The 20,310-nt window shown below is 38.7% G+C and carries 17 protein-coding genes and 1 riboswitch; of the genes, 10 read left to right on the top strand and 7 right to left on the bottom strand.

Annotated features, from left to right (window positions below):
* Positions 1–15: 15 nt before the first annotated feature.
* Positions 16–1,287 carry a hypothetical protein gene (locus tag EL17_RS03640; protein ID WP_051719796.1) on the bottom strand — a complete coding sequence of 424 codons (1,272 nt, stop codon included), beginning with the start codon at positions 1,285–1,287 and terminating at the stop codon, positions 16–18.
* A 103-nt stretch (positions 1,288–1,390) separates the two neighbouring features.
* On the bottom strand, positions 1,391–1,771 hold the full coding sequence (locus EL17_RS23035) for a hypothetical protein (protein WP_164674944.1): 381 nt from the start codon (positions 1,769–1,771) through the stop codon (positions 1,391–1,393).
* Between the two features lie 126 nt (positions 1,772–1,897).
* Here EL17_RS23035 and EL17_RS03630 point away from each other — a divergent pair, with 126 nt between their 5' ends.
* Both EL17_RS03630 and EL17_RS03625 read left to right on the top strand, forming a co-directional pair.
* Positions 1,898–2,317, top strand: a complete 420-nt coding sequence (locus tag EL17_RS03630; RefSeq protein ID WP_240485928.1) for a DUF983 domain-containing protein — start codon at positions 1,898–1,900, stop codon at positions 2,315–2,317.
* Positions 2,318–2,401: 84 nt separating this feature from the next.
* On the top strand, positions 2,402–3,445 hold the full coding sequence (locus EL17_RS03625; RefSeq protein ID WP_035070175.1) for a DUF748 domain-containing protein: 1,044 nt from the start codon (positions 2,402–2,404) through the stop codon (positions 3,443–3,445).
* Between the two features lie 105 nt (positions 3,446–3,550).
* Here the strand turns inward: EL17_RS03625 and EL17_RS03620 are convergent, their stop codons facing one another.
* From EL17_RS03620 to EL17_RS03605, 4 genes are all read right to left on the bottom strand, one after another.
* On the bottom strand, positions 3,551–5,011 hold the full coding sequence (locus EL17_RS03620; RefSeq protein ID WP_035070173.1) for a Gfo/Idh/MocA family protein: 1,461 nt from the start codon (positions 5,009–5,011) through the stop codon (positions 3,551–3,553).
* 410 nt (positions 5,012–5,421) lie between these two features.
* A complete protein-coding gene (locus tag EL17_RS03615) occupies positions 5,422–6,606 on the bottom strand; it encodes a trans-sulfuration enzyme family protein (RefSeq protein WP_035070171.1) in 1,185 nt (394 codons plus the stop codon).
* Positions 6,607–6,613: 7 nt separating this feature from the next.
* A riboswitch (SAM riboswitch) is annotated at positions 6,614–6,719 on the bottom strand.
* Positions 6,720–6,904: 185 nt separating this feature from the next.
* Positions 6,905–7,297, bottom strand: coding sequence for a DUF779 domain-containing protein (locus EL17_RS03610; protein WP_035070169.1), 393 nt, complete (start codon positions 7,295–7,297; stop codon positions 6,905–6,907).
* A 197-nt stretch (positions 7,298–7,494) separates the two neighbouring features.
* Positions 7,495–9,021, bottom strand: coding sequence for an aldehyde dehydrogenase family protein (locus tag EL17_RS03605; RefSeq protein ID WP_035070167.1), 1,527 nt, complete (start codon positions 9,019–9,021; stop codon positions 7,495–7,497).
* 128 nt (positions 9,022–9,149) lie between these two features.
* Between EL17_RS03605 and EL17_RS03600 the strand changes: the two genes are divergently transcribed.
* Entirely contained in the window at positions 9,150–10,070 is a 921-nt protein-coding gene (locus EL17_RS03600) for a helix-turn-helix domain-containing protein (protein ID WP_035070166.1), read from the top strand.
* A 27-nt stretch (positions 10,071–10,097) separates the two neighbouring features.
* On the opposite strand, the gene EL17_RS03595 is transcribed toward EL17_RS03600, so the two are convergent.
* Positions 10,098–10,907 (bottom strand): universal stress protein, encoded by an 810-nt coding sequence (locus EL17_RS03595; RefSeq protein ID WP_035070164.1) that lies wholly within the window; start codon positions 10,905–10,907, stop codon positions 10,098–10,100.
* Between the two features lie 339 nt (positions 10,908–11,246).
* Here EL17_RS03595 and EL17_RS03590 point away from each other — a divergent pair, with 339 nt between their 5' ends.
* From EL17_RS03590 to EL17_RS03560, 7 genes are all read left to right on the top strand, one after another.
* Positions 11,247–12,410, top strand: a complete 1,164-nt coding sequence (locus EL17_RS03590; RefSeq protein ID WP_035070162.1) for an MFS transporter — start codon at positions 11,247–11,249, stop codon at positions 12,408–12,410.
* Between the two features lie 228 nt (positions 12,411–12,638).
* Positions 12,639–13,163 carry a DUF6134 family protein gene (locus EL17_RS03585; RefSeq protein WP_164674943.1) on the top strand — a complete coding sequence of 175 codons (525 nt, stop codon included), beginning with the start codon at positions 12,639–12,641 and terminating at the stop codon, positions 13,161–13,163.
* A 230-nt stretch (positions 13,164–13,393) separates the two neighbouring features.
* Positions 13,394–15,490 carry a type IA DNA topoisomerase gene (locus tag EL17_RS03580; RefSeq protein WP_035070160.1) on the top strand — a complete coding sequence of 699 codons (2,097 nt, stop codon included), beginning with the start codon at positions 13,394–13,396 and terminating at the stop codon, positions 15,488–15,490.
* A 79-nt stretch (positions 15,491–15,569) separates the two neighbouring features.
* Positions 15,570–16,184, top strand: coding sequence for a hypothetical protein (locus tag EL17_RS03575; protein ID WP_035070158.1), 615 nt, complete (start codon positions 15,570–15,572; stop codon positions 16,182–16,184).
* A 429-nt stretch (positions 16,185–16,613) separates the two neighbouring features.
* The gene (locus EL17_RS03570) at positions 16,614–17,885 is read left to right on the top strand and encodes a PepSY-associated TM helix domain-containing protein (RefSeq protein WP_035070255.1); all 1,272 of its coding nucleotides are present in this window, start codon (positions 16,614–16,616) and stop codon (positions 17,883–17,885) included.
* A gap of 274 nt (positions 17,886–18,159) precedes the next feature.
* Entirely contained in the window at positions 18,160–19,272 is a 1,113-nt protein-coding gene (locus EL17_RS03565) for a hypothetical protein (RefSeq protein ID WP_164674942.1), read from the top strand.
* 290 nt (positions 19,273–19,562) lie between these two features.
* A complete protein-coding gene (locus tag EL17_RS03560) occupies positions 19,563–20,159 on the top strand; it encodes a hypothetical protein (protein WP_035070156.1) in 597 nt (198 codons plus the stop codon).
* Positions 20,160–20,310 lie beyond the last annotated feature (151 nt).

The following is a 20,310-nucleotide window of genomic DNA, read 5'->3' as shown; positions in this document are numbered from 1 at the left end:
ATCCATGCTCCCTTTTTAGAAGATAAAGCCTACTCCCAGCTCTATGCGATCGGATTCCGGTAATATGCTAGGGGCTAAATTCTTTCTAATCTGGTAATTGGCTTTAAATACCAAACTTTTCTTAGGCCTTAAATTAGCTCCCATACTTATAATTTCCAGATTTTGGTGATTATAATCTATCATGTCCAATGAGGGAATAACACTGGCATGGGTATCCAACCTCTCATACCTTATCCATAGGGGCAATTTCCAATTTTTGTTTTTATCCAGAATGCTCAATAAATCCCAACGGATTTCTCCATAATACCCAAATGTTTCCTCACCTATTACCTGTTCATCAAATTCATATATCCTATCAGTTTCGCTCATCTTGCCTTTCATAGCTAGAGCAAAAATAGAAATAATGCCTAAGTCATATCCGGCAAAAGCAGAGAAAAGCCTTGTTTTTGGATTAAAGGCTTGTCCGGAAGGAGTTTCCAAACCTCTTCCAGCGTTACCCATATATCCGGCTACGCCCAGTTTAATGTTTTCAGATCCTACATATTCTAATTTTCCGTTACCTGCTATAGACTCTGTGAAATTTAAAGCATGATACCTTCCACGCCTTATCCAGGTGCCTTCCACCATGGTAGAGGCATCTAGGCCTTTAGTGACACCCAGATTGTATTCCATTTGATTATTAAGAAATACGCCATAAAAAAGTAATCCTGTTTCCAGCCATTGTGTGGGTAGTATGATCCGCTCAGACTCCGGCCTGTTTACAGAGTAAAAAGCAATAGGCTCTTCATTTATGTTAGTATAACCCAGAGGTATTGGATAGTTGCCTATTCTTATATTAAAAGATGGGTGCCAGAGGTAATCAAACATCCACTCAAAATTCACTTCACCATTTACTTCATTGAACCCATCATGAAGTAATTCAGTCTGGATTTCGGAATTAAATATTATCTTATCAGATAGTTTAAAGCCGAAGTAAAAACCAAATCTATATAGATTGGTATAGTATAGTTCCAGATCATCACCCCTTAATTTTTCTCCAAGATAAGAGACAGAATTGATTTCTGTAAATCCACTGATGGCAAACCGGTGGTCTGACGAATATATCTTAGAAGCAGCATTGGCGAGCCCAGGCTGCTTAATATATTTGAGTTCTTCTATTAATTTAACTTTAGGTAAGCTGTCAGGATTAGTTAAAGGAATAGAATCTGTAGGTATGGGCTGCTGTTGGGCAGTGGCATTAAGGCATATGAATCCCAATAAAAAGGATATATATAAATTGAATTTCATAATATTAATTATAATAATTTTTAGTCTGAACAAATTTTCATTCAGAAACACAGGATATAGCCTATGGTTACCCCAGGAGGGGAAGAAGCTATTGGTATATCATTTATAGGAGGGGAAGTGAAATGGCCTTGGGAGGGGGAGCGCTTATGTCAAATGACATATTCTGGTATAGATTTTCATAGTGGCTGAAAAAGTAATGGTTTAGATTGTATTGGGTCATAAAATATGAAAAAGATCCTCCAGGAAATAGAGTAGTTACATCAGCTATTTTACGTTTCTCATGAGGAGTTTCTGTGTCTGGAATAGTATTTTCATCCATTTCAAAAAAATATTCTAATACCAGCTCAGCTAGGGAGTCTATGGGATCATGATGTCTCAATAAAGAACTGTCCATTTCAGAAGCATGATAAAAATTGGCAGACAGATTTATAAAATTGACCAACATCAAATAGGTCAATCCTTTCCATATCCATTTTTTATTCATACACATTACCATATTAGTAAAGATAATTAAACTTTTCTGATCCTGACAGCATTTTGGTAGGTAATCAGACGATATGCAACAATCCGAACAAAAAAAGCATATTTAAACCATAAAGCATCTGTATATTTGTTACATTCAACCAGCTATATCAGCCATATGTCATCACCGAGCATCGGAAAATCTATATTATTAGCAAAATGCCCCAAATGTAGAAAAGGAGAGATTTTTTCTGTTTCCTTGTACAGCTACTATAAATTAACAGACATTAAAAAAAGGTGTGATGTGTGTGCAGCTAACCTATTGCCGGAACCTGATTTTTATTATGGAGCGATGTATATTAGTTATGCGTTTTCCGTTGCCTTATTTATAAATGTGATGATTGTCTTAAATGTATTTTTTGATGATCCCGAGCTTTGGGTGTATATCGTGTCAGTAGTCGGAGCTAATATTTTGCTTTTACCTTTTATGCAGCGGTATAGTAAAGTGCTTTATTTATATGGCCTTGGGAAATTAAAATATTCACCTCCCTATAATCAACAAGGTTAATGGTATTTTTTGATGAAATTTTGGTATGTAATTTGTTTACCAGGGTTTATTGCTGTTTAGATTAAAGTACAGCATTGATCATATATGAAAAAACGGATTTGGATACCTGTCACTTTAATTCTCTTGATATTTTTATTGCTCCATTTTGCATTGGAGCCATTTGTACTTAAAAAAGTAAACCGTGCACTTGCTACCATGGACGGTATGTATGGTAGTGTGGATGACATCCATATCCATTTATATAGAGGGGCATACAAGATAGATTCGCTGGTTATTTTTGATGAGGAACGTGAAGATATTCCTTTTTTCTCTACCGCTGAAATTGATATATCTTTAGAATGGGGAGCACTTTTTAAAGGCAAAGTCGTGGGGGATATCCATTTTGAGCGGCCTATTTTAAACCTTATTTCGAATGGGCAGGAAGTGGAAGACGGAGAAGACGTGGATTTTGCTCATGTATTGGATGAGCTTATGCCTATAAACATCAATACCTTTACTATTCATAATGGTGAAATACATTATATAGATCCCACAGCAAGTCCAAAAGTAGATCTGTTTTTTAAGGATTTGAACGTATATGCTACTAATTTAGGAAATGTCAATGATGATAACAGACCATTGCCTTCTGCAGTTTCTATAAATGCATCCACTATAGGTGGAGGGTTTATTGATGGACATGTAGATTTGAATATCCTTAAGTCGCAGCCGGATTTTGATGCGGTAGTTGAAATGGATAGAGTAGATCTATTGGCTTTGAATGAATTTACGGAGGCGTATGCCAATTTTACTTTCAAAGAAGGCCAGTTATATGCTTCTACGGAAATCGCTATGAAGGATGGTGTGTTTCAAGGGTATTTAAAACCCGTATTTGAAAATGTTAAAGTGATTGATTTACAGGATGAAGATTCTTCTTTTTTAAGGAAGGCCTGGGAAGTGGTAGTAGGTTCAGCCATGAAGATATTTGAAAACCCTAAGGAAGATCAGGTAGCGACCCGGGTACCATTTGAAGGGGATATTAATGAAACTAATGTAAGGGTTATGCCCACTATTTTTAATGTACTTAGGAATGCTTTTATAGAAGCTTTTTCCAAAAGCCCTGATCATGACATCTCTTTCGAAAATCTCTAAATCAGGAAAGGGAAGATCATCGCTATCTTATAATATTTACTGGATTCAAATAAAAGGCTTCAGAATGCATGGCAATCCTGAAGCCTTTTGTTTATTAGGTATCAGTTATACGCCAAGTGTCCACCCATCTCTATACGTTCTTTTGACAAACTGATTAGCTTCATCAAAATTAGTCACTTTCATATTTTCTCCATCCCACACCAGTTTGATGTTTCTTCCTGGATAGGTATACTTCCCATCTTGGCCCTTTCTGATGTCCTGGCTCCTAATAGCCAAATTACCCATTAGGACAGATTCTGTCAAAGGCCCAGCTATAGCAAAAGGAGAACTCAAATTGTGGAATTCCTTACTTCCATGACCTGCTATGCAGGCCTGCACCCACTGTGCATAGTGGCCTTTATCTCCCCCTTCTACCCGAGGTATTGTCTTGGGTACATCTACTTCTTCGGTTCTGGAAGTGGGTAGTAGCTTTGGGTCTCTGCCATAGGTGGATGCCATCATTTTTCCCTTGGTTCCTTCGATGATCACACCATTACCGCCGTCTCCCATCATTTCATTTGGACCGAGTTCTTCTGGCCTTACGGGCTGTATACCTCCGTCCATCCAGTGAAATTTTATACCATCTTTACCATCTTTTCCTGCAAATCTTAAAGTAACAGAAGATGAAGGTGGACAGCTTTCCGGAAAATAACCTCTTTTAAATTCATCTACATATACAGATCCCACACTGCACTCTGCCTCTGTAGGATATCCTAGACCCAATACCCTGAAGGGAGGTTCCATGATATGGCATGCCATATCGCCAAGGGCCCCAGTACCATAATCCCACCAGCCACGCCAATTAAATGGAACCAGGTTGTTTACATAGTTTCTGTTTGGCGCGGTGCCAAGCCAGAGGTCCCAGTCCAGTTCGGTGGGGATACTCACCTGGGTCTGTGGCCAAGGTATGCCCTGGGGCCACACAGGACGGTCGGTCCAGCAGTGTACAGTATGTGCTTCTCCTATTAGCCCAGCTTCATACCATTCTATCATCTGTCGTACTCCGTCACCCGATGAACCCTGATTACCCATCTGGGTCACTACTTTATAATCTTCAGCTGCCTTGGTCAGCATCCGTGCTTCATATATATCATGCGTAAGCGGTTTTTGCACATATACATGTTTGCCGAGTTGCATGGCTGCCATAGCCTGAACCGCATGGTTGTGGTCAGGTGTGGACACTGTGACGGCATCTATGTTTTTGTGCTCCTTTTCAAGCATTTCTCTATAATCTTTATAGTATTTCGCTTTAGGATAGTCTTTTCGGGATTGTGCAGCCCGACGATCATCCACATCACAGAGAAAGGCTATATTGGCCTTGCCAGAGTTATGAACTCCTTTTACATCATTATACCCCATGCCGCCTACTCCTATTCCAGCTACCCGGAGCATGTCACTGGGAGCAGTATATCCGGGACCACCCAGAACATTCCGTGGGACAAAATAAAAGCCGGCGAGTGCTGTAGCGGTAGTTTTAAGAAAGTTTCTTCTGGTACTAGAAATACCGGTCAATTGATCTTTTTTCATAAATTCATAAGTTGGACAGCTTTTTCGATTTAGCTGGGGTGTTAGGGGATATTGTTATCTGAAATATTGGCTTCAATATATTAAAAAATTTTTAGAAAGGTAAGGCACCTAGCTCAATAAATTAAATCAGGAAAATAAGGAGGATAAACGGTTTCTTATATTTTCATGCTTCAATGCACCTATAAAAAACCCAAAAAACAGGGCTCTCTCATATGAAGGGAGTAGGGACAGCCTCTGTTTTATTCAGGTTGGTATCTGAGCCAATTTTCATTCAGCCAAATCTCAGGCTCTTGAATTGATATATGAGAAAGCCTCATCCTTATCCACTAAAGGTAGATGGATTATTAGTTGGCTGAAGGGTATAAATGGTTTTTATGCTCTATATACTGTTTTCACAGCTGTGGGCAGTGTTAAGATTGTTTTTTTGATAAATCAATCGCTCTTTGTACATCCTGGATGATGTCATCAGCATGCTCCAGCCCTACTGAAAGCCTGACAAGTCCATCTACGATGCCTACTTTAGCTCTTTCTTCTTTAGTAAGTTTACTGTGAGTGGTGGAAGCAGGATGGGTGACTATACTTCTACTGTCCCCTAGATTAGCTGTAATAGAGATCATTTCCAGATGATCGATGAAGTTCTTGGCCCTTTCAAGTCCACCTTTAAAATTTAAGGTAATAATTCCTCCTCCCTGTTTCATCTGCTTTTTGGCCAGATGGTATTGTGGGTGAGATTTTAAAAAAGGATATTTTACTTCTTCTAATTCAGTATTCTCTTCAAAATATTCTGCTATCCTCAATGCACTTTCACAATGACGGTCCATCCGTACCGGCAAGGTTTCCATGCTTTTGGCCAAGAGCCAGGCATTGAAAGGGGATATGGCAGGGCCTGTGTGCCGGGTAAAAAACTGCACTTCGTCCATAAGCTCTTGCCTACCTAAGATTAATCCTCCCAATACCCGGCCTTGTCCGTCAATGTATTTTGTGGCAGAGTGAGTCACAATGTGCGCTCCCCATTTCGCAGGTTGCTGCAGATAAGGGGTGGCAAAGCAGTTGTCCACTACCAATATCAGGTTATGTGCTTCGGCAAAGGCTCCTATCCATTCGAGATCAATTATTTCCAGGCCTGGATTGGAGGGAGTTTCGATAAAGATCATGCGGGTGTTTGGCTGGATTAGCTTTTCCCACTGCTGTACATCGCTGACTTCTCCATAGGTATGGGTAATCCCCCACTTAGGAAAAACACGGGTAAGCAGTTGATGGGTAGAGCCAAATAAACTTCTAGCTGCCAATACATGGTCTCCCTGCTGCAGCAGAGAGGCTATGCTGGCAAACATGGCTGCCATGCCAGAAGAAGTGGCGATGCCGTCATCAGTGGCTTCCATAGCACATACTTTTGCTATGAGGTCACTGGAATTGGGGTTACTGTACCGGGAGTAAATGTTGCCCTGTATTTCATCTGCAAACATTTGTCGGGCTTCTTCCGCACCTTCGAAGGTGAAGCTGGATGTTAAATATATAGGTGCAGAGTGTGTTCTTTGATCTGAACTGGCAGCGACGGTTCTTACCGCACGCGTTTCGTCATTTTGATAGGTCATAATGTCTAATTTATAGTTCCCGGCTTTTTGGGTAGGTATTGGCACCTCTCCTACGTCAAGGGCGGTTGCCAGAGGGTCTGGGAGCCTAATCTCTCACCTCTTCTTTATAAATCAGTTTCCTGAAGTAGCTGCAAAGTAAATTCATACTATCGGCTAAACCAAACATTGATGGATAAATTGTATAAGATAATGACATGATATTAGATCTGAAAACTATCTACAGGAAGGTTTTGATATTAGGGAGAGCCATGTAATGAGTTATAAGCCGGTATCGAAAATATTGCTTTTCCTATCAAGTTTATTCACTTTGGATCGCTTCTTCTGCTTCTTTGACAGGACTTAAATCTTGGAATTCTTCATCTGTAAAAAGTCTTGAGTGTATCATAAAGCGTATACCCATAGGTATTTCTATACTAAAACTGCTTCCTCTTCCGGGAGTGATGTCAACAGTCAACTGTGTATGCTTCCAATATTCAAACTGGTCTTTGCTCATAAAAAAATCACAGTCATGGATTTTTCCAAGCCATATGTCACTACCACCGACTTTAAAATCCCCTTTTTCAAAGCACATCGGGGAGGATCCATCACAGCACCCACCACTTTGGTGAAACATCAGGTCTGTTCCGAACCTTTTTCTTAATGTATCTATTGTATTTTTTGCCTTTTCGGTAACCAGTACTCGAGGAGTCATATATAAGGGGTTAAGTAAAAAGTGGAATGAGGGTAATGGTGATTTAGGTAGAAAGCAGTAAATAAATACCTATTCTTAAAATTAAAGGAGAAGTGATCGATAAAGGAAGAGGGGTGGGTTTACCCTTAATCCCAAGCCTCCATCGATCACCATTCCCATCCAAAATAGTCTTTATCAAGAATATTTTTCTTTATATTCTAAAAGAATCCCATTTTATTTTTATCATAAGAAATTAGCATATTTTTGGTTTGACGATAGTGGTCTAACATCATAAGATGATTTTCCCTTCCAAAACCTGATTTTTTATACCCCCCGAACGGAGCATGAGCAGGATAAGTGTTATAACAGTTAACCCATACTCTTCCTGCCTGGATAGCTCTTGGGACTTGATAAAGCTCATGGGCATCTCTTGACCACAGACCTGCCCCAAGTCCATACATCGTGTCATTGGCAATTTCTAAAGCTTCTTCGGTGGATTTGAAAGTGGTCACACAAACTACCGGCCCAAAAATTTCTTCTTGGAAAATCCGCATTTTATTATGCCCTTTAAATATGGTAGGCCGAATATAATAACCATTTTCCAAACCACTGTTCAGGTCAGCTTTCTCTCCGCCACAGAGCAGCTCAGCACCTTCATCCTTTCCTATTTTAAGATAGGACAATACTTTTTCATATTGGTCATTGGATGCTTGGGCCCCCATCATGGTGTCTTCCGCCAAAGGATGCCCCAGTTTAATAGCATTGGTTCTTTCTATTACCTTTTCCATAAAGACATCGTAAATATCTTCGTGGACGAGTATCCTTGAGGGGCAAGTGCATATTTCTCCCTGGTTTAGGGCAAACATGACTGCGCCTTCTACTGCTTTATCGAAAAATTCATCATCTGCATCCGCTACAGATTTCATGAAAATATTAGGTGATTTCCCCCCCAGTTCCATTGTAACCGGTACAAGGTTTTCTGAAGCATACTGCATGATAAGCCTACCTGTTGTGGTTTCTCCCGTAAAGGACACTTTGGCCAGGCGGGGTGAAGTAGCCAAGGGTTTGCCTGCTTCAGGGCCGAATCCTGTAACCACGTTTAAAACCCCTGGAGGCAGGACATCTGCGATCAGTTCCATGAGAACCATGATACTGGTAGGTGTCTGCTCTGCGGGTTTTACTACTGTGCAGCACCCAGCAGCCAATGCAGGAGCTATTTTCCAGGTAGCCATCAGTAGCGGGAAATTCCAAGGAATAATCTGTCCTACTACGCCCAGTGGTTCATGCAGTGCTATACTTACTGTATGTTCATCGTGTTCAGAAATTGAACTTTCATCAGCTCTTATAACACTGGCAAAATACCTGAAATGATCTATGACCAGCGGAAGATCTGCAGCTCTTGTTTCTCTTAGTGCTTTACCGTTATCTATTGTTTCAACCCTGGCTAAATGCTCCTGGTTTTCTTCTATGATATCCGCTATTTTGTTGAGTAGCTTACTTCTATTAGCAGCAGAGGTTTTACTCCAACTTGGAAATGCTTTATGTGCCGCTTCTATAGCTTTATCTATATCTTCTTTATTACCTCTGGCAGCTTTTGAAAAAGGTTTTCCATCTATTGGGCTGATATTTTCAAAATATTCACCTGAAGAGGGGGCGACCCACTCTCCACCTATAAAATGTTCATATTGTTCTTTGATTTCAGGCCTATCTACAGGTTTGCTTTGGGATAATGTGGTTGTTGTCATAATTTTTCTGTTTTTGATATTATGACAAATATCTCTAAAAATTATTTTATTAAATCCACTTTTTATACTATTTAATATACCTAAAGCATCATGCTGATTAATTATAAGAATTTGCGTAAATTACCACCATGTCCCAAAGTAATATAGCAGGTGTCCCCTGGAAAAGAAAGAACGATCTGATTTCAATGGTAGAAAACAGAACTACCTATACATTGGAAAGCTGTGAGTTAAATATATTTGAAACCCATCAGGAAGCCTCTAAAGTGAACTTGGTCTTCGAAGATTTAGTACTTACGACCATGCTAAAGGGTAAAAAAGTCATGCATTTATTTGATCAGCCGGGATTTGAATATCTACCAGGTGAATCAGTAATAGTGCCTCCGCATGAAGTCATGATAATAGATTTTCCGGAAGCGACCTGGGAGAATCCGACGCAATGTATAGCTCTTTCAATTTCCGGACAGATGATCGAAAACACTTTTAACCTTTTAAATGAAAATTTGCCTCAAAAATTGTTAACTGAAGATTGGGGGCTAAATCATTCTTATTTCCATTTAAATAATAATATAGAATTAAATGATATCATCAACAGATTTGTCCAGATAGGATTAAATGATGTGACAAAAGAGAAAGATATTATAGCTTCATTAGCATTAAAGGAGTTTCTGATTCGGTTATCTCAAACACAGGCCAGAGATATGCTTGAAAAGACCTACAAGCAGCTGGCGGGAAGTAATAGATTGGCTTACGTAGCTGATTATATTAAAAATAACATAAGAGAGAACTTAAGTTTGGATATCCTTAGTAAAAAAGCCTGTCTCAGCAAAAACCATTTTTCCAGAAGTTTTAAAAATGAACTCGGTGTATCCCCTACTGAATATGTGCTGAAGGAAAGGCTAAAGCTGGCAAGAAAATACCTTCTGTCTACAGAAAATAGGGTACAGGAAGTTTGTTTTATGGCAGGGTTCAAAAATATCACGTACTTTATACGCGCATTTAAGCAGGAGTTTGGTATTACTCCTAAGGCTTTTAGGAAAGGTAATTTATGAATAGATCATTATTCAGTTATATGGTTTTTAAGAAGACTTCACCACCAGTAATGGTACATGAGTATGGTATGCCATCTCTACTGAGCGGCTGGATTCCAGGAGCTGTTCAAAAAATGACCTGGTTTTAGAAAACATTACCAGAAGAGCATCTGGGTTTTCCTTCAAATAATTCTCCAGTCCTTTATTGATGCCATCGGATTCATATGAGAGAAAATTTATGTCCACTAAAGGATATTCTTTTAGAATATTCCTCTGGAGCGTTTCAAAGTTTATTTCTGTATCTGACCTGCCTTCTTTTTGAACGTGGATGATCTTATATGGTAAGTTCCATACTGCCGTCAGTTCCATTAAATGTAATAGAGTTTGCAGGTCTTCTTTTTTAAGTTCTACAGCTACTGCTATTTTTTTTACCTTCTCTAATTTGGCGCCTGAAGGTATTGCCAATACAGGTACCGTCGCCTCCTTGATCACATCAGCGGTGTTAGATCCTAATAACGCCTTTTTTAGACCGCTGGCACCCTGTGTTCCCATGATGACCAAGTCAATTCCCATGCCATCCACAGCTGCTTTTACGGCATTATCGACAGTCCCTTGGACGATCCGGTAGTCCATGTGCAGGTTATCGGGATTGTTGTTTTTTATTATATTCTTTAATGCTTTCTTAGCGTCCTTTTCTATTTGTCCTATGATACGGGTAGCCTGTGCAGCAAAATCATATACCGCATAATAGGTAAACAGCAATATGATTTCACCCCCAGTTTGGATGATTAGCTGTTGGGCAAAACCGAGTGCATTATCGGCGTTTTCTGATAAATCTGTGGGAACTAAGATTTTCATATATTATAACATCGAAAATTCTGATGAGTAATTTACTAAATCCATCTCATATGAACTAAAGGAAAGGCTATTAAATTTATACATAATATGAAGCATGGTTTGACTGATGCATAAGCAAACCTTTATTTTTTATTGCAGCATAATTATCTTTAGAAAAAAGAGTAAGAAGATCGCTGGTTTTATATGGTTAAAATTTAATAAACCTTTAGCAGCTATTACAATCGATTTCTTATATATATCATAATATATGCTCCTTTAGCGGGTACAAGTTTCCGCATTTGAATAAGGAAAAGGTTAAATTCTACTGTAAATTCGCAGATCAGTTAACTTATAAAAGATATGGAGCTTTTGCGAAAGCGTAGGATTGCTTTAAGTAGTTTATTTTTTTTATCAGGACTTTGTTTTTCATCTTGGGCTAGCAGGATACCTGACGTACAATTAAAATTTTCATTATCTGATGGGCAGCTGGGTACGCTCTTATTGGGCATGCCTATGGGCTCATTGGTAGCCTTGCCTTTGGCAGGCTGGTCAGTACATAAATTTGGCAGCCGTGCCGTCCTCCTGATTTCCGGTCTGGCATATTTGTTTTTTTTGTATTTGATAGGGTTGAGTCCTTCCCTTTTGATTTTAGGCTTGGTAGTCGTTTTTTTTGGCATGGTAGGGAATATCCTTAACATTGCATTGAACACCCATGCTATCGGTATAGAAAATGAATATAAAAAGAATATATTGGCTTCATTCCACGGTCTTTGGAGCTTGGCTGGTTTTTCTGGTGCGGGGATTGGTGCCGCCAGTATTTATTATGGGCTGGTAGAAGCAGAGCACTTTCTAATAGTTGGGTTTTTAGGGGTAATGATACTTATATTTTCTCAAAAGTATATATTAAAAGAAGCAGCGCCATCCGGAGGAAGTGGGTTTGTGTTAAAAAAACCTGATGATCTGCTTCTTCGTATTGGGCTGGTAGGTTTTTTTGGGATGATGTGTGAAGGCTGTATGTTTGACTGGAGCGGGGTTTATTTTAGGAAAGTCATAGAAGTCGATCCCAATTATGTAGCTTTAGGTTATGTGGCTTTTATGGGAGCGATGGCAGGAGGCAGGTTTGTGTCTGATGCCTTGACCAATAAGATAGGGAAGGTGAAAATGTTGAGGATTAGCGGCGTATTGATTGGGTTAGGATTGGTAGTGGCAGTAATATTCCCATTTGTAACTACTGCATTGATAGGTTTTATATTGGTAGGATTGGGAACAGCTTCCGTGATTCCATTATCATATAGTATAGCGGGAAGGTCTACGATGTATTCTCCGGGAATTGCACTGGCCATGGTGGCGACGATATCTTTCTTTGGCTTTTTGTTAGGTCCGCCGTTGATAGGATTTATAGCAGAGTGGTTTAATTTACGGGTGTCTTTTGCTTTGATAGCGGTGATGGGTATTGTGATTACCATCTTAATGACTATAAGACCAGCAGTGTTTGAGATTAAGGAGGGGCAAGCTGACATATGATATTGAAGCGCCAAGATAACCTAGAAATGAATACCCGAATCTATTAACCAATATAAAAAAAAATCAGCAGTATTCATTTTCAAATTTTGGAACAATCATGCTGAAATTTATATATATTAGTGCATAGGTGCCGTTTTCTCATCAAAATCAAAAGATATCGTGAAGCAGGTCAGTATTGGATTGATTTTTTGTTTTTTTAGTATATGTAAATTATATGCGCAGGATACCTTGAAATTCAGCATCTCAGTTGCGGGCATTACTATCGGTGAGATGAAGGCAGTTAAAACCAGTGGAACCGATCAAGACAGGTATCAACTGGAGAGCAAAGTGGATTTTTGGTTTTTTGGAAAAATAAAAGCGCTAGTGTCAACAGATGCTTATTATAATGAGAGTCAGTTTCTTCAGTCCACTATGCACACACGGACTAATAAAGGAGAATTTCTTTCAACTATTAAATGGGACCGGGATCGGTATGCTATAGAGGCAGAGAGTTATAAATATGAGCACAAAGATGAGATTATTGGCCCTATGGATTATAGTGGCATAAAATTATTTTTTCAGGAACCACGTGAGGTTTCCAATCTGCTGAACGAACACTATGGCAAGGTAGCCCTAGTAAACAAAGGTATGAAGGGTTATTATGAAGTAAATGTGGCAGGGAATATTAATAAGTATTATTATGAAAATGGGCAACTCATAAAAGCGGTAATGGAGCATCCTATCAAAAACTATGTGGTGAAAAGAATCCTCTGAGCGAATTTTAAATAATAGATGAAGCTATTGGTGGTAGATGTAGTTATAATTATCTCAATGAAAGTCTGCCTGATGGAAAAACTATTAAACCATATGATAGTAGCGATAAGATCATTGACAGGATGTAATATTTGGGAGTAAGTAGTCTATAGTTTTTGATTCCTTCAAAGAATAACCTCATATTTGCTTAGCAGAAATTCAATCCTCCCAGTACTAATCATCCCAGCCCCATGAAGGTATGTATAGCCGAAAAACCCAGTGTAGCAAAAGATATAGCTCAAGTTCTTGGAGCTACACAGCGCAAGGATGGTTATTATGAAGGCAATGGATATCAGGTCACATGGACTTTTGGGCATTTTTGTACGCTCAAAGAACCCCATGACTATACCGTTCAGTGGAAATCATGGCGCCTTGAAAATTTACCCATGATTCCTCCGAGCTTTGGTATTAAGCTCATCGAAAATGAGGGTGTGAAAAAGCAGTTTAAAGTAATCGAAAGGCTTGTAGCGGCCTGCGAAGAAGTGATTAACTGTGGTGATGCCGGACAGGAAGGTGAGCTGATACAGCGATGGGTGCTCTTAAAAGCCAAATGTAATGTCCCTGTAAAAAGGTTATGGATATCATCATTGACCGAAAACGCCATTCGGGAAGGGTTCCAGAAACTAAAAGATAGTGAAAAGTATAACAACTTATATGCTGCAGGAAGTGCCCGGGCTATAGGGGACTGGCTGCTAGGAATGAATGCCACCAGATTATTTACCAAAAAATTTGCCCAGCAGAAGACTGTCTTATCTATCGGTAGGGTGCAGACACCTACACTAGCGATGCTGGTCCAAAGGCAGAAAGAAATCAATGCATTCCTTTCTGAAGAATATTGGGAGCTGAAGACTATTTATAGAGATACTGAATTCACAGCTACTATAGATAGGATCAAAGCTGAAGACAAAGCTGAAAAAGGACTGAAGTATCTCGAGGGTTTTCCATTCACCATCACTTCTTTTGAGAAGAAGGAAGGTAAAGAGGGTAATCCAAGACTATTTGATCTAACAGCCCTCCAGGTGGAGGCCAATAAAAAATATGGCTACTCTGCCGAAGATACACTTAAATATGTACAGAACCTTTATGAGAAGAAATATGTGACTTACCCCAGAGTAGATACCACTTACCTGTCCGAAGATTTACATCCCAAGATACCTGGTATACTTCAGAGCATGACTTACTATCATCAGCTAACAGAGCCAGTTTTGGCAAAGCCCATTCCCAAGTCTAAGACGGTATTTGATGACACTAAAGTTACCGACCACCATGCCATCATTCCTACAGAGATACTCCCTTCGGGACTGCATGTCAAAGAGGAAAAAAAGGTATATGATCTGATAGCACGTAGATTCATAGCAGTGTTTTATCCGGAATGTAAAGTGTCCAATACCACGGTTTTAGGAAAAGCGGGACAGGTAGCATTTAAGGCCACAGGAAAACAAATATTGGAACCGGGGTGGAAAGTGGTGTATGCTAATGATACCAAAAAAGACAATGAGGAGGAAAAACTCATGCCTGTCTTTACTGAAGGAGAATCAGGGCCACATGAACCCAAAGTTCATAAAGGAAAGACCACCCCACCCAAACCTTATACAGAAGCTACCCTCCTCAGGGCTATGGAAACAGCTGGCAAACAGGTGGAAGATGAGGAAATGCGTGAGATGCTGAAAGATAATGGTATAGGAAGGCCGTCTACTAGAGCAAATATTATCGAAACGCTTTTTAGAAGAAAATATATAGAAAAGAAAAAGAAAAACCTCTTTGCTACGCAGACAGGAATGGACCTAATCGATACCATCCAAAACGAACTGCTAAAGAGCCCTGAACTTACCGGAGATTGGGAAAGGAAGTTACGGATGATTGAGAAAGGGGATTATGAACCAGCTCTATTTAAAGAAGAACTTATAAAAATGGTTACCGACCTTATTCAGGAAGTAAAGTCAGGTAATTTTAAGCCCATCAGTATTGCTGTCACAGGAGAAACTGCTGCATCACCTCCTAAAGAGAAAAAAGCCAAACCCGAAATACAGATAGATACGCTGAACTGTCCTAAATGCAATACCCATAAGCTCATAAAGGGAAATTCGGCATACGGCTGCAGTAATTATAAAGTATGTGGATTTAAATTACCTTTTAGCTTATATGGAAGAATCCTTACAGCTAACCAAATGAATGAACTTATAAATAAAGGAATGACCCGTAAATTAAAGGGTTTAGTAACTGAAAATGGGGTCTTACAAGATGGTAAAATCAGATTTGATGAAAGCTTTCACACAGTAATAGCATAATTTTTTGATATTTTCTACATGAGGCTGAGCCAAAAAGCTGGAAGTTTACGTATTGTATAATAATTTAACGCCTAAGCTTATGAAAAGACTTTTTACTACTATGGCCATTGCTATACTATTTTCTATGATGGCTACCTATGCATTTTTCTACTTTATGGCGGAGGCAAAAATCGACCATCAATTTAAGTCATTGTATCATCAGGTACAAATGTTTATTGGGTCTGAAAGAGATTATTTTAACAAAGTGACTTATCCACTTTCAGCCCCCGAAGTAGCTTACCGTGATTTTTTCATAGAAATTGTACCTCAGGGTCCCCCTGATAATTCTATATGGTCCAAATGGGGGCTATCATCCCATTTAAATGAGGTTGAGCCAGAGTTTTTTGTTCAAAAAGTTAAACATATTTCTATTACCACAGATAAGCATTTTCTTGGATATGATCCCGGCGAAGATATTTCAGATTTATTTAAGGTTAAGAATAAGCATCACCAATATGAAGGGAATTCTTCAGAAGAGACTTTGCTGCGACAGTTGACTGAAATTAAGGTAAATGATTTTTCTTCCTTTCTTTATACCTTATCTAAAGGCCCAGAACATTCAGGAATTTACCAGTTTACGTTTAATTATGTGCTCAGTGATGGGAAAATTTTAACTGCGAGCAGCCAGCAGCTGAATTTAAGAGGGGAAAGATAAGGTTATTATAACGTCGAACCAGATCTTCTAATTAAATTGAATATATGGACCGACTGTATAGTTTTTTTGATTTAAATTTTGGTAAGATGGTTTTCGTACTCCTGAAATTTCTTTTCACTAATAATAGCTAACCCATCATTTTTTGCTACTGCTTTTTGTTTCTATTGAGCGTATGTATGTATATGTAATATTTATCAGTAAATTTTTACATGGTTTACGATTGGCTGTTTTTCTTAAGGCTAATTTAATTCCTGCTTGAATTTTAGTTTTTTTAGATTAAATCTAAATAGTAATTATTATATTTGAATCTGATTATTGCATCCCTTTCAGGTCAACGGATAATCTTAAAAGAATCCTTTATTACCATCCAAACTGAAAAGGTTAAGTATAATTTAATAGAGGATATTTATAGTATTTATTTAGATGAGCATGGCTAAAACGAAACATCCAAGTACGTGGGCTAAGGTCCGCAAATTTTTCAATGATATCCACCTTTGGACGGGACTGATCAGTGGCCTGGTCATCATAGCGGTATGCTTAAGTGGGACTATCTATGTTTATAATAGTGAAATCAGGGAATGGTCAAATCGTGAACTTCATAGTGTCAATGATCCTGGTACAAGCAGAAAGGCTGCAGACGAGTTATACAATATCATAAAGGATGCAGACTTAGGGACCGTTACTTCCATCAGTATTCCAACAGATCTGAACAGAAGTGTGCAGGTAAATGTCCGGGCTGAAGGTGATAAAAGCAGATTTGGAACATCCTACTATTTAAATCCCTATTCTGGTGAAATATTAGGGAATTCTAAAGAAGCGACGCGTACAGACGAATTTATGGGTTACATGTTCAGTTTACACCGATGGTTATTACTGGATAGGATAGAAGAACCTCTTATAGGTGAGCTCCCCAATAGGCAGTTGGGAAGCTATATTTCTGGTACAGCTACTATTTTATTTACTATAGGAGTATTGACTGGATTAGTGATCTGGTTCCCTCAAAAACTAAAAACCTGGAGGCAGGGGTTAAAAGTTAAATGGAATGCCAACTGGAAAAGGTTGAACTATGATCTTCATAATACGTTTGCTTTTTATTCCTTGATTTTCTTATTGATTATGGGAGCCACCGGACCTTTTTGGTCTTTCCCTTGGTATAGGGATGGATGGCAAAAATTATGGGGCACTTATCAAGAAGCCCCCGCTAACCCCGGTCCGCGAGGTGGTGGCCCTGGCCCTCGTGGTGGTGGCCCAGGTTCGATGGCTGCTGGTGAGGCTCCAGCAGATGTGCCTTTACTTCCATTAGATACTTATATAGCAGCAGCAGAGACAGTCCTTCCTTATAAAGGAGATTATAGAATAGGTATACCTAACCAACCCAATGGTAAGGTTACTATCAACAAAAACAGGACTGGTTTTTTTGCACCATCAGCGGGTGACCGAGTAGATCTGGATATTGCCACCGCTGCAGTCCAAGAATTAGATATTTTCAGAGAAAAACCTGTCAATGAAAGGATTTCACGTTCTATTAAAGCACTCCATGTCGGAGACGTTTATGGACAGTTTACCAAATTGCTATATTTCTTTGCCTGTCTGATAGCCACGAGCTTGCCTATTACCGGAACATTGATATGGATCAATAAGATGAAGAAAAAAGACAAAAATAAAAAGGGTACCAAAAAAAGGAATAAAGTAGCAGTATAAAAGACATCTTAAATGCTGTCATCAGAAGGCCTTATGTTAAATAATATTAAGCATAGGTTTATATATAAGTAGAGAGAACTATTTGAAAACAGTTATTGGTTATTCTGTCTCAGAAAGTGAATCTTTAAACTATAAACGTGCTTGATAAATTGACATTTGTGCCCTTGATCTTTTATGAAGGTACATAATGAAGGATGTATCAGGCGCCTTAACATAAGACGGATACTTGAAAGGTCAGCATCAAAAATTTTCTTTACATTTCCTGGATTACTCTTTGGGAAAAAACTTTGCACGGTTTCAGTTGGGCTTTTTCATCTGGAGCTGTGCCTTCTTGATCACGATTCCTTTATCTACCTATGGTAATCAGGGAGTTAGGGAGATCAGTCTCCGCAATGAAAAGCTGCTTTTTACCCCCACTGAATTTTATTTTTCAGAGGTATTGGATGCAAGAGAGGAACAGTCAAATATCGGAAGGCTCCTTTTGCCCGAGTTTACCGCACCTCAGCCAGTGGATTTGAAAGGAGGAGGGAAGTTATCTATCAGTGCGTTTATATTTGAAAGTGTAAAACAGGACCAGAAATTAAGACCTATCCAAATCCATATAAATGAATTTAGTCTATCGGAAAAAAGAGGGACTACCGGCTTAGTGGAAGGGAATGTAAAACTTCACCTTTCTTTTTATTATCTAGGAGAGGAGGATCCTGTATATCTTATAGATTATAATGGTGGTGTATCCTATAGACGATCTGCCAGTAGGTATGATCTGGTGGAACCTGCATTAACAAAATCTCTTACTGCTGCCCTTCACTATTTCCAAGACTGGATTCAAGTAGAAGTAAAGGATAATGTAAAGCTAGCAAGGGGTATAAAAGTCAATTTTCTCGATCATAATAATTTTTACGATCTGGATACAGTATTTTATACCGCAGATAGACCTTTGGTTTTTGACGATTTTAGGGCCAAACCTACCCCTTCCAGTCGATTTGCAGCATCTATATTTTCTAGTTTTTCTTTTGATGTGAAGGGGGAATTGGTGGGGGATACATTGGAAGTAAACATCATACCAAAAGTTTATATGCTCAGGGATCAGTCTTGGGCAAGATCTACTGCTTTAAATGACTATACTTTAAACCACGAACAACGGCATTTTGATATCACCCAGATCATAGCCAAAAAACTAATAAACGATATTTCAAACCTTGCAATATTTCCTGATGAATATGACAGTGTCATAAATTTTTATTATTTAGAGGCTTTTAGAGAAATGAATAAACTTCAGGATCTATATGATAAAGAAACCAGGCATGGAATAGATCAGAGCGCACAGATTAGATGGAATAAGATAATAGATAAGGGGCTACAAACGGGTGTACTGTTTCCAGACTAATTTTATGAATACAAATACTTTGGAATTATCTAATGCCTGTAAAAAACATGCACTTTTAGATGAAAAGAAGCTGCCAAACCAGGATCAGCATATTTGGTGATTTCATGTATAGATCATGTTAATAGCCGAACTAAAGGTAGTTTAATATAAAATAATATTTTTTCGTGATTTTTTATTCATATGTAAATTTAAATTTATAAAAATAGGAATATTTTAAATATATTGAACCACTATGGCATCATATTAGTCTGATATTCCTCAAATAAATTTATCACTATAAATATATGCATATGAACACCAAGATATTTACCCTTATTACAGCTTTGACATTATTCCTAGTTTTGAATGTAAATGCTCAGGTCGATCCGCGGACATCATTACCACCGAGTTCATTTGCGGCCGGTGAAGACCCTATTATGGCTGGAAATTGGATTGTAGGAGGTAGTATAGGTGCGTTGGGTTATAATTTTAGTACTGACGCGTTCAATGTCAATATAAATCCTAGGGCTGGATTTTTTATTATGGATAATGTAGCTTTAGGTTTAGGCATATCGACTGGATTGGCTACAGTGCCTAATTTGCCCAATGTTTGGAGTTATGGGGTAACACCTTTTGCCAGATATTATTTTCCAGAAGGAGCCACAGCGACTAGCCGTTTTTTTGGTGAAGTGGAGGCTGGCTTAGGAGGAAGCACAGAAGCAAGTGATTTCGCATTTCTAGGTGCTATCCGGGCCGGATATGCCCATTTTATCACTTCTGATGTAGCATTGGAAGCCACTTTAGGATATTCCTACTCTCGAGCTAATATTAATACTCCGGTATCTGTAACCGGATTGGGTATTGGACTAGGCCTCCAGATATATCTTACAGGAAGAAGAAACAGATAAGGAGGGAAATAAATTAAAGACTGATTAGCACATGTTTTTCTGAAACTCATTGTTTGGATTCTTTCGAAGGATATGGATTTAACACCATTTGATTAATAAGTAAACGAATTGCCCATCACTGGATACATAAATCGTAATAGTGATATTTAAA

Origin of the sequence: Anditalea andensis (genome assembly GCF_000714815.1) — a bacterium.
GTDB lineage: Bacteria > Bacteroidota > Bacteroidia > Cytophagales > Cyclobacteriaceae > Anditalea > Anditalea andensis.
The sequence above is the reverse complement of the archived record's forward strand: the minus strand, read 5'-3'. Positions and strand labels throughout refer to the sequence as shown.

Coding starts and splice junctions, on each gene's coding strand:
- EL17_RS03615 (WP_035070171.1), bottom strand. CDS start 6,606: ATGACCTATCAAAATGACGAAACGCGTGCGGTAAGAACCGTCGCTGCC.
- EL17_RS03620 (WP_035070173.1), bottom strand. CDS start 5,011: ATGAAAAAAGATCAATTGACCGGTATTTCTAGTACCAGAAGAAACTTT.
- EL17_RS03570 (WP_035070255.1), top strand. CDS start 16,614: ATGGCTAAAACGAAACATCCAAGTACGTGGGCTAAGGTCCGCAAATTT.
- EL17_RS03625 (WP_035070175.1), top strand. CDS start 2,402: ATGAAAAAACGGATTTGGATACCTGTCACTTTAATTCTCTTGATATTT.
- EL17_RS03575 (WP_035070158.1), top strand. CDS start 15,570: ATGAAAAGACTTTTTACTACTATGGCCATTGCTATACTATTTTCTATG.
- EL17_RS03590 (WP_035070162.1), top strand. CDS start 11,247: ATGGAGCTTTTGCGAAAGCGTAGGATTGCTTTAAGTAGTTTATTTTTT.
- EL17_RS03595 (WP_035070164.1), bottom strand. CDS start 10,907: ATGAAAATCTTAGTTCCCACAGATTTATCAGAAAACGCCGATAATGCA.
- EL17_RS23035 (WP_164674944.1), bottom strand. CDS start 1,771: ATGAATAAAAAATGGATATGGAAAGGATTGACCTATTTGATGTTGGTC.
- EL17_RS03600 (WP_035070166.1), top strand. CDS start 9,150: ATGTCCCAAAGTAATATAGCAGGTGTCCCCTGGAAAAGAAAGAACGAT.
- EL17_RS03605 (WP_035070167.1), bottom strand. CDS start 9,021: ATGACAACAACCACATTATCCCAAAGCAAACCTGTAGATAGGCCTGAA.
- EL17_RS03580 (WP_035070160.1), top strand. CDS start 13,394: ATGAAGGTATGTATAGCCGAAAAACCCAGTGTAGCAAAAGATATAGCT.
- EL17_RS03560 (WP_035070156.1), top strand. CDS start 19,563: ATGAACACCAAGATATTTACCCTTATTACAGCTTTGACATTATTCCTA.
- EL17_RS03610 (WP_035070169.1), bottom strand. CDS start 7,297: ATGACTCCTCGAGTACTGGTTACCGAAAAGGCAAAAAATACAATAGAT.
- EL17_RS03640 (WP_051719796.1), bottom strand. CDS start 1,287: ATGAAATTCAATTTATATATATCCTTTTTATTGGGATTCATATGCCTT.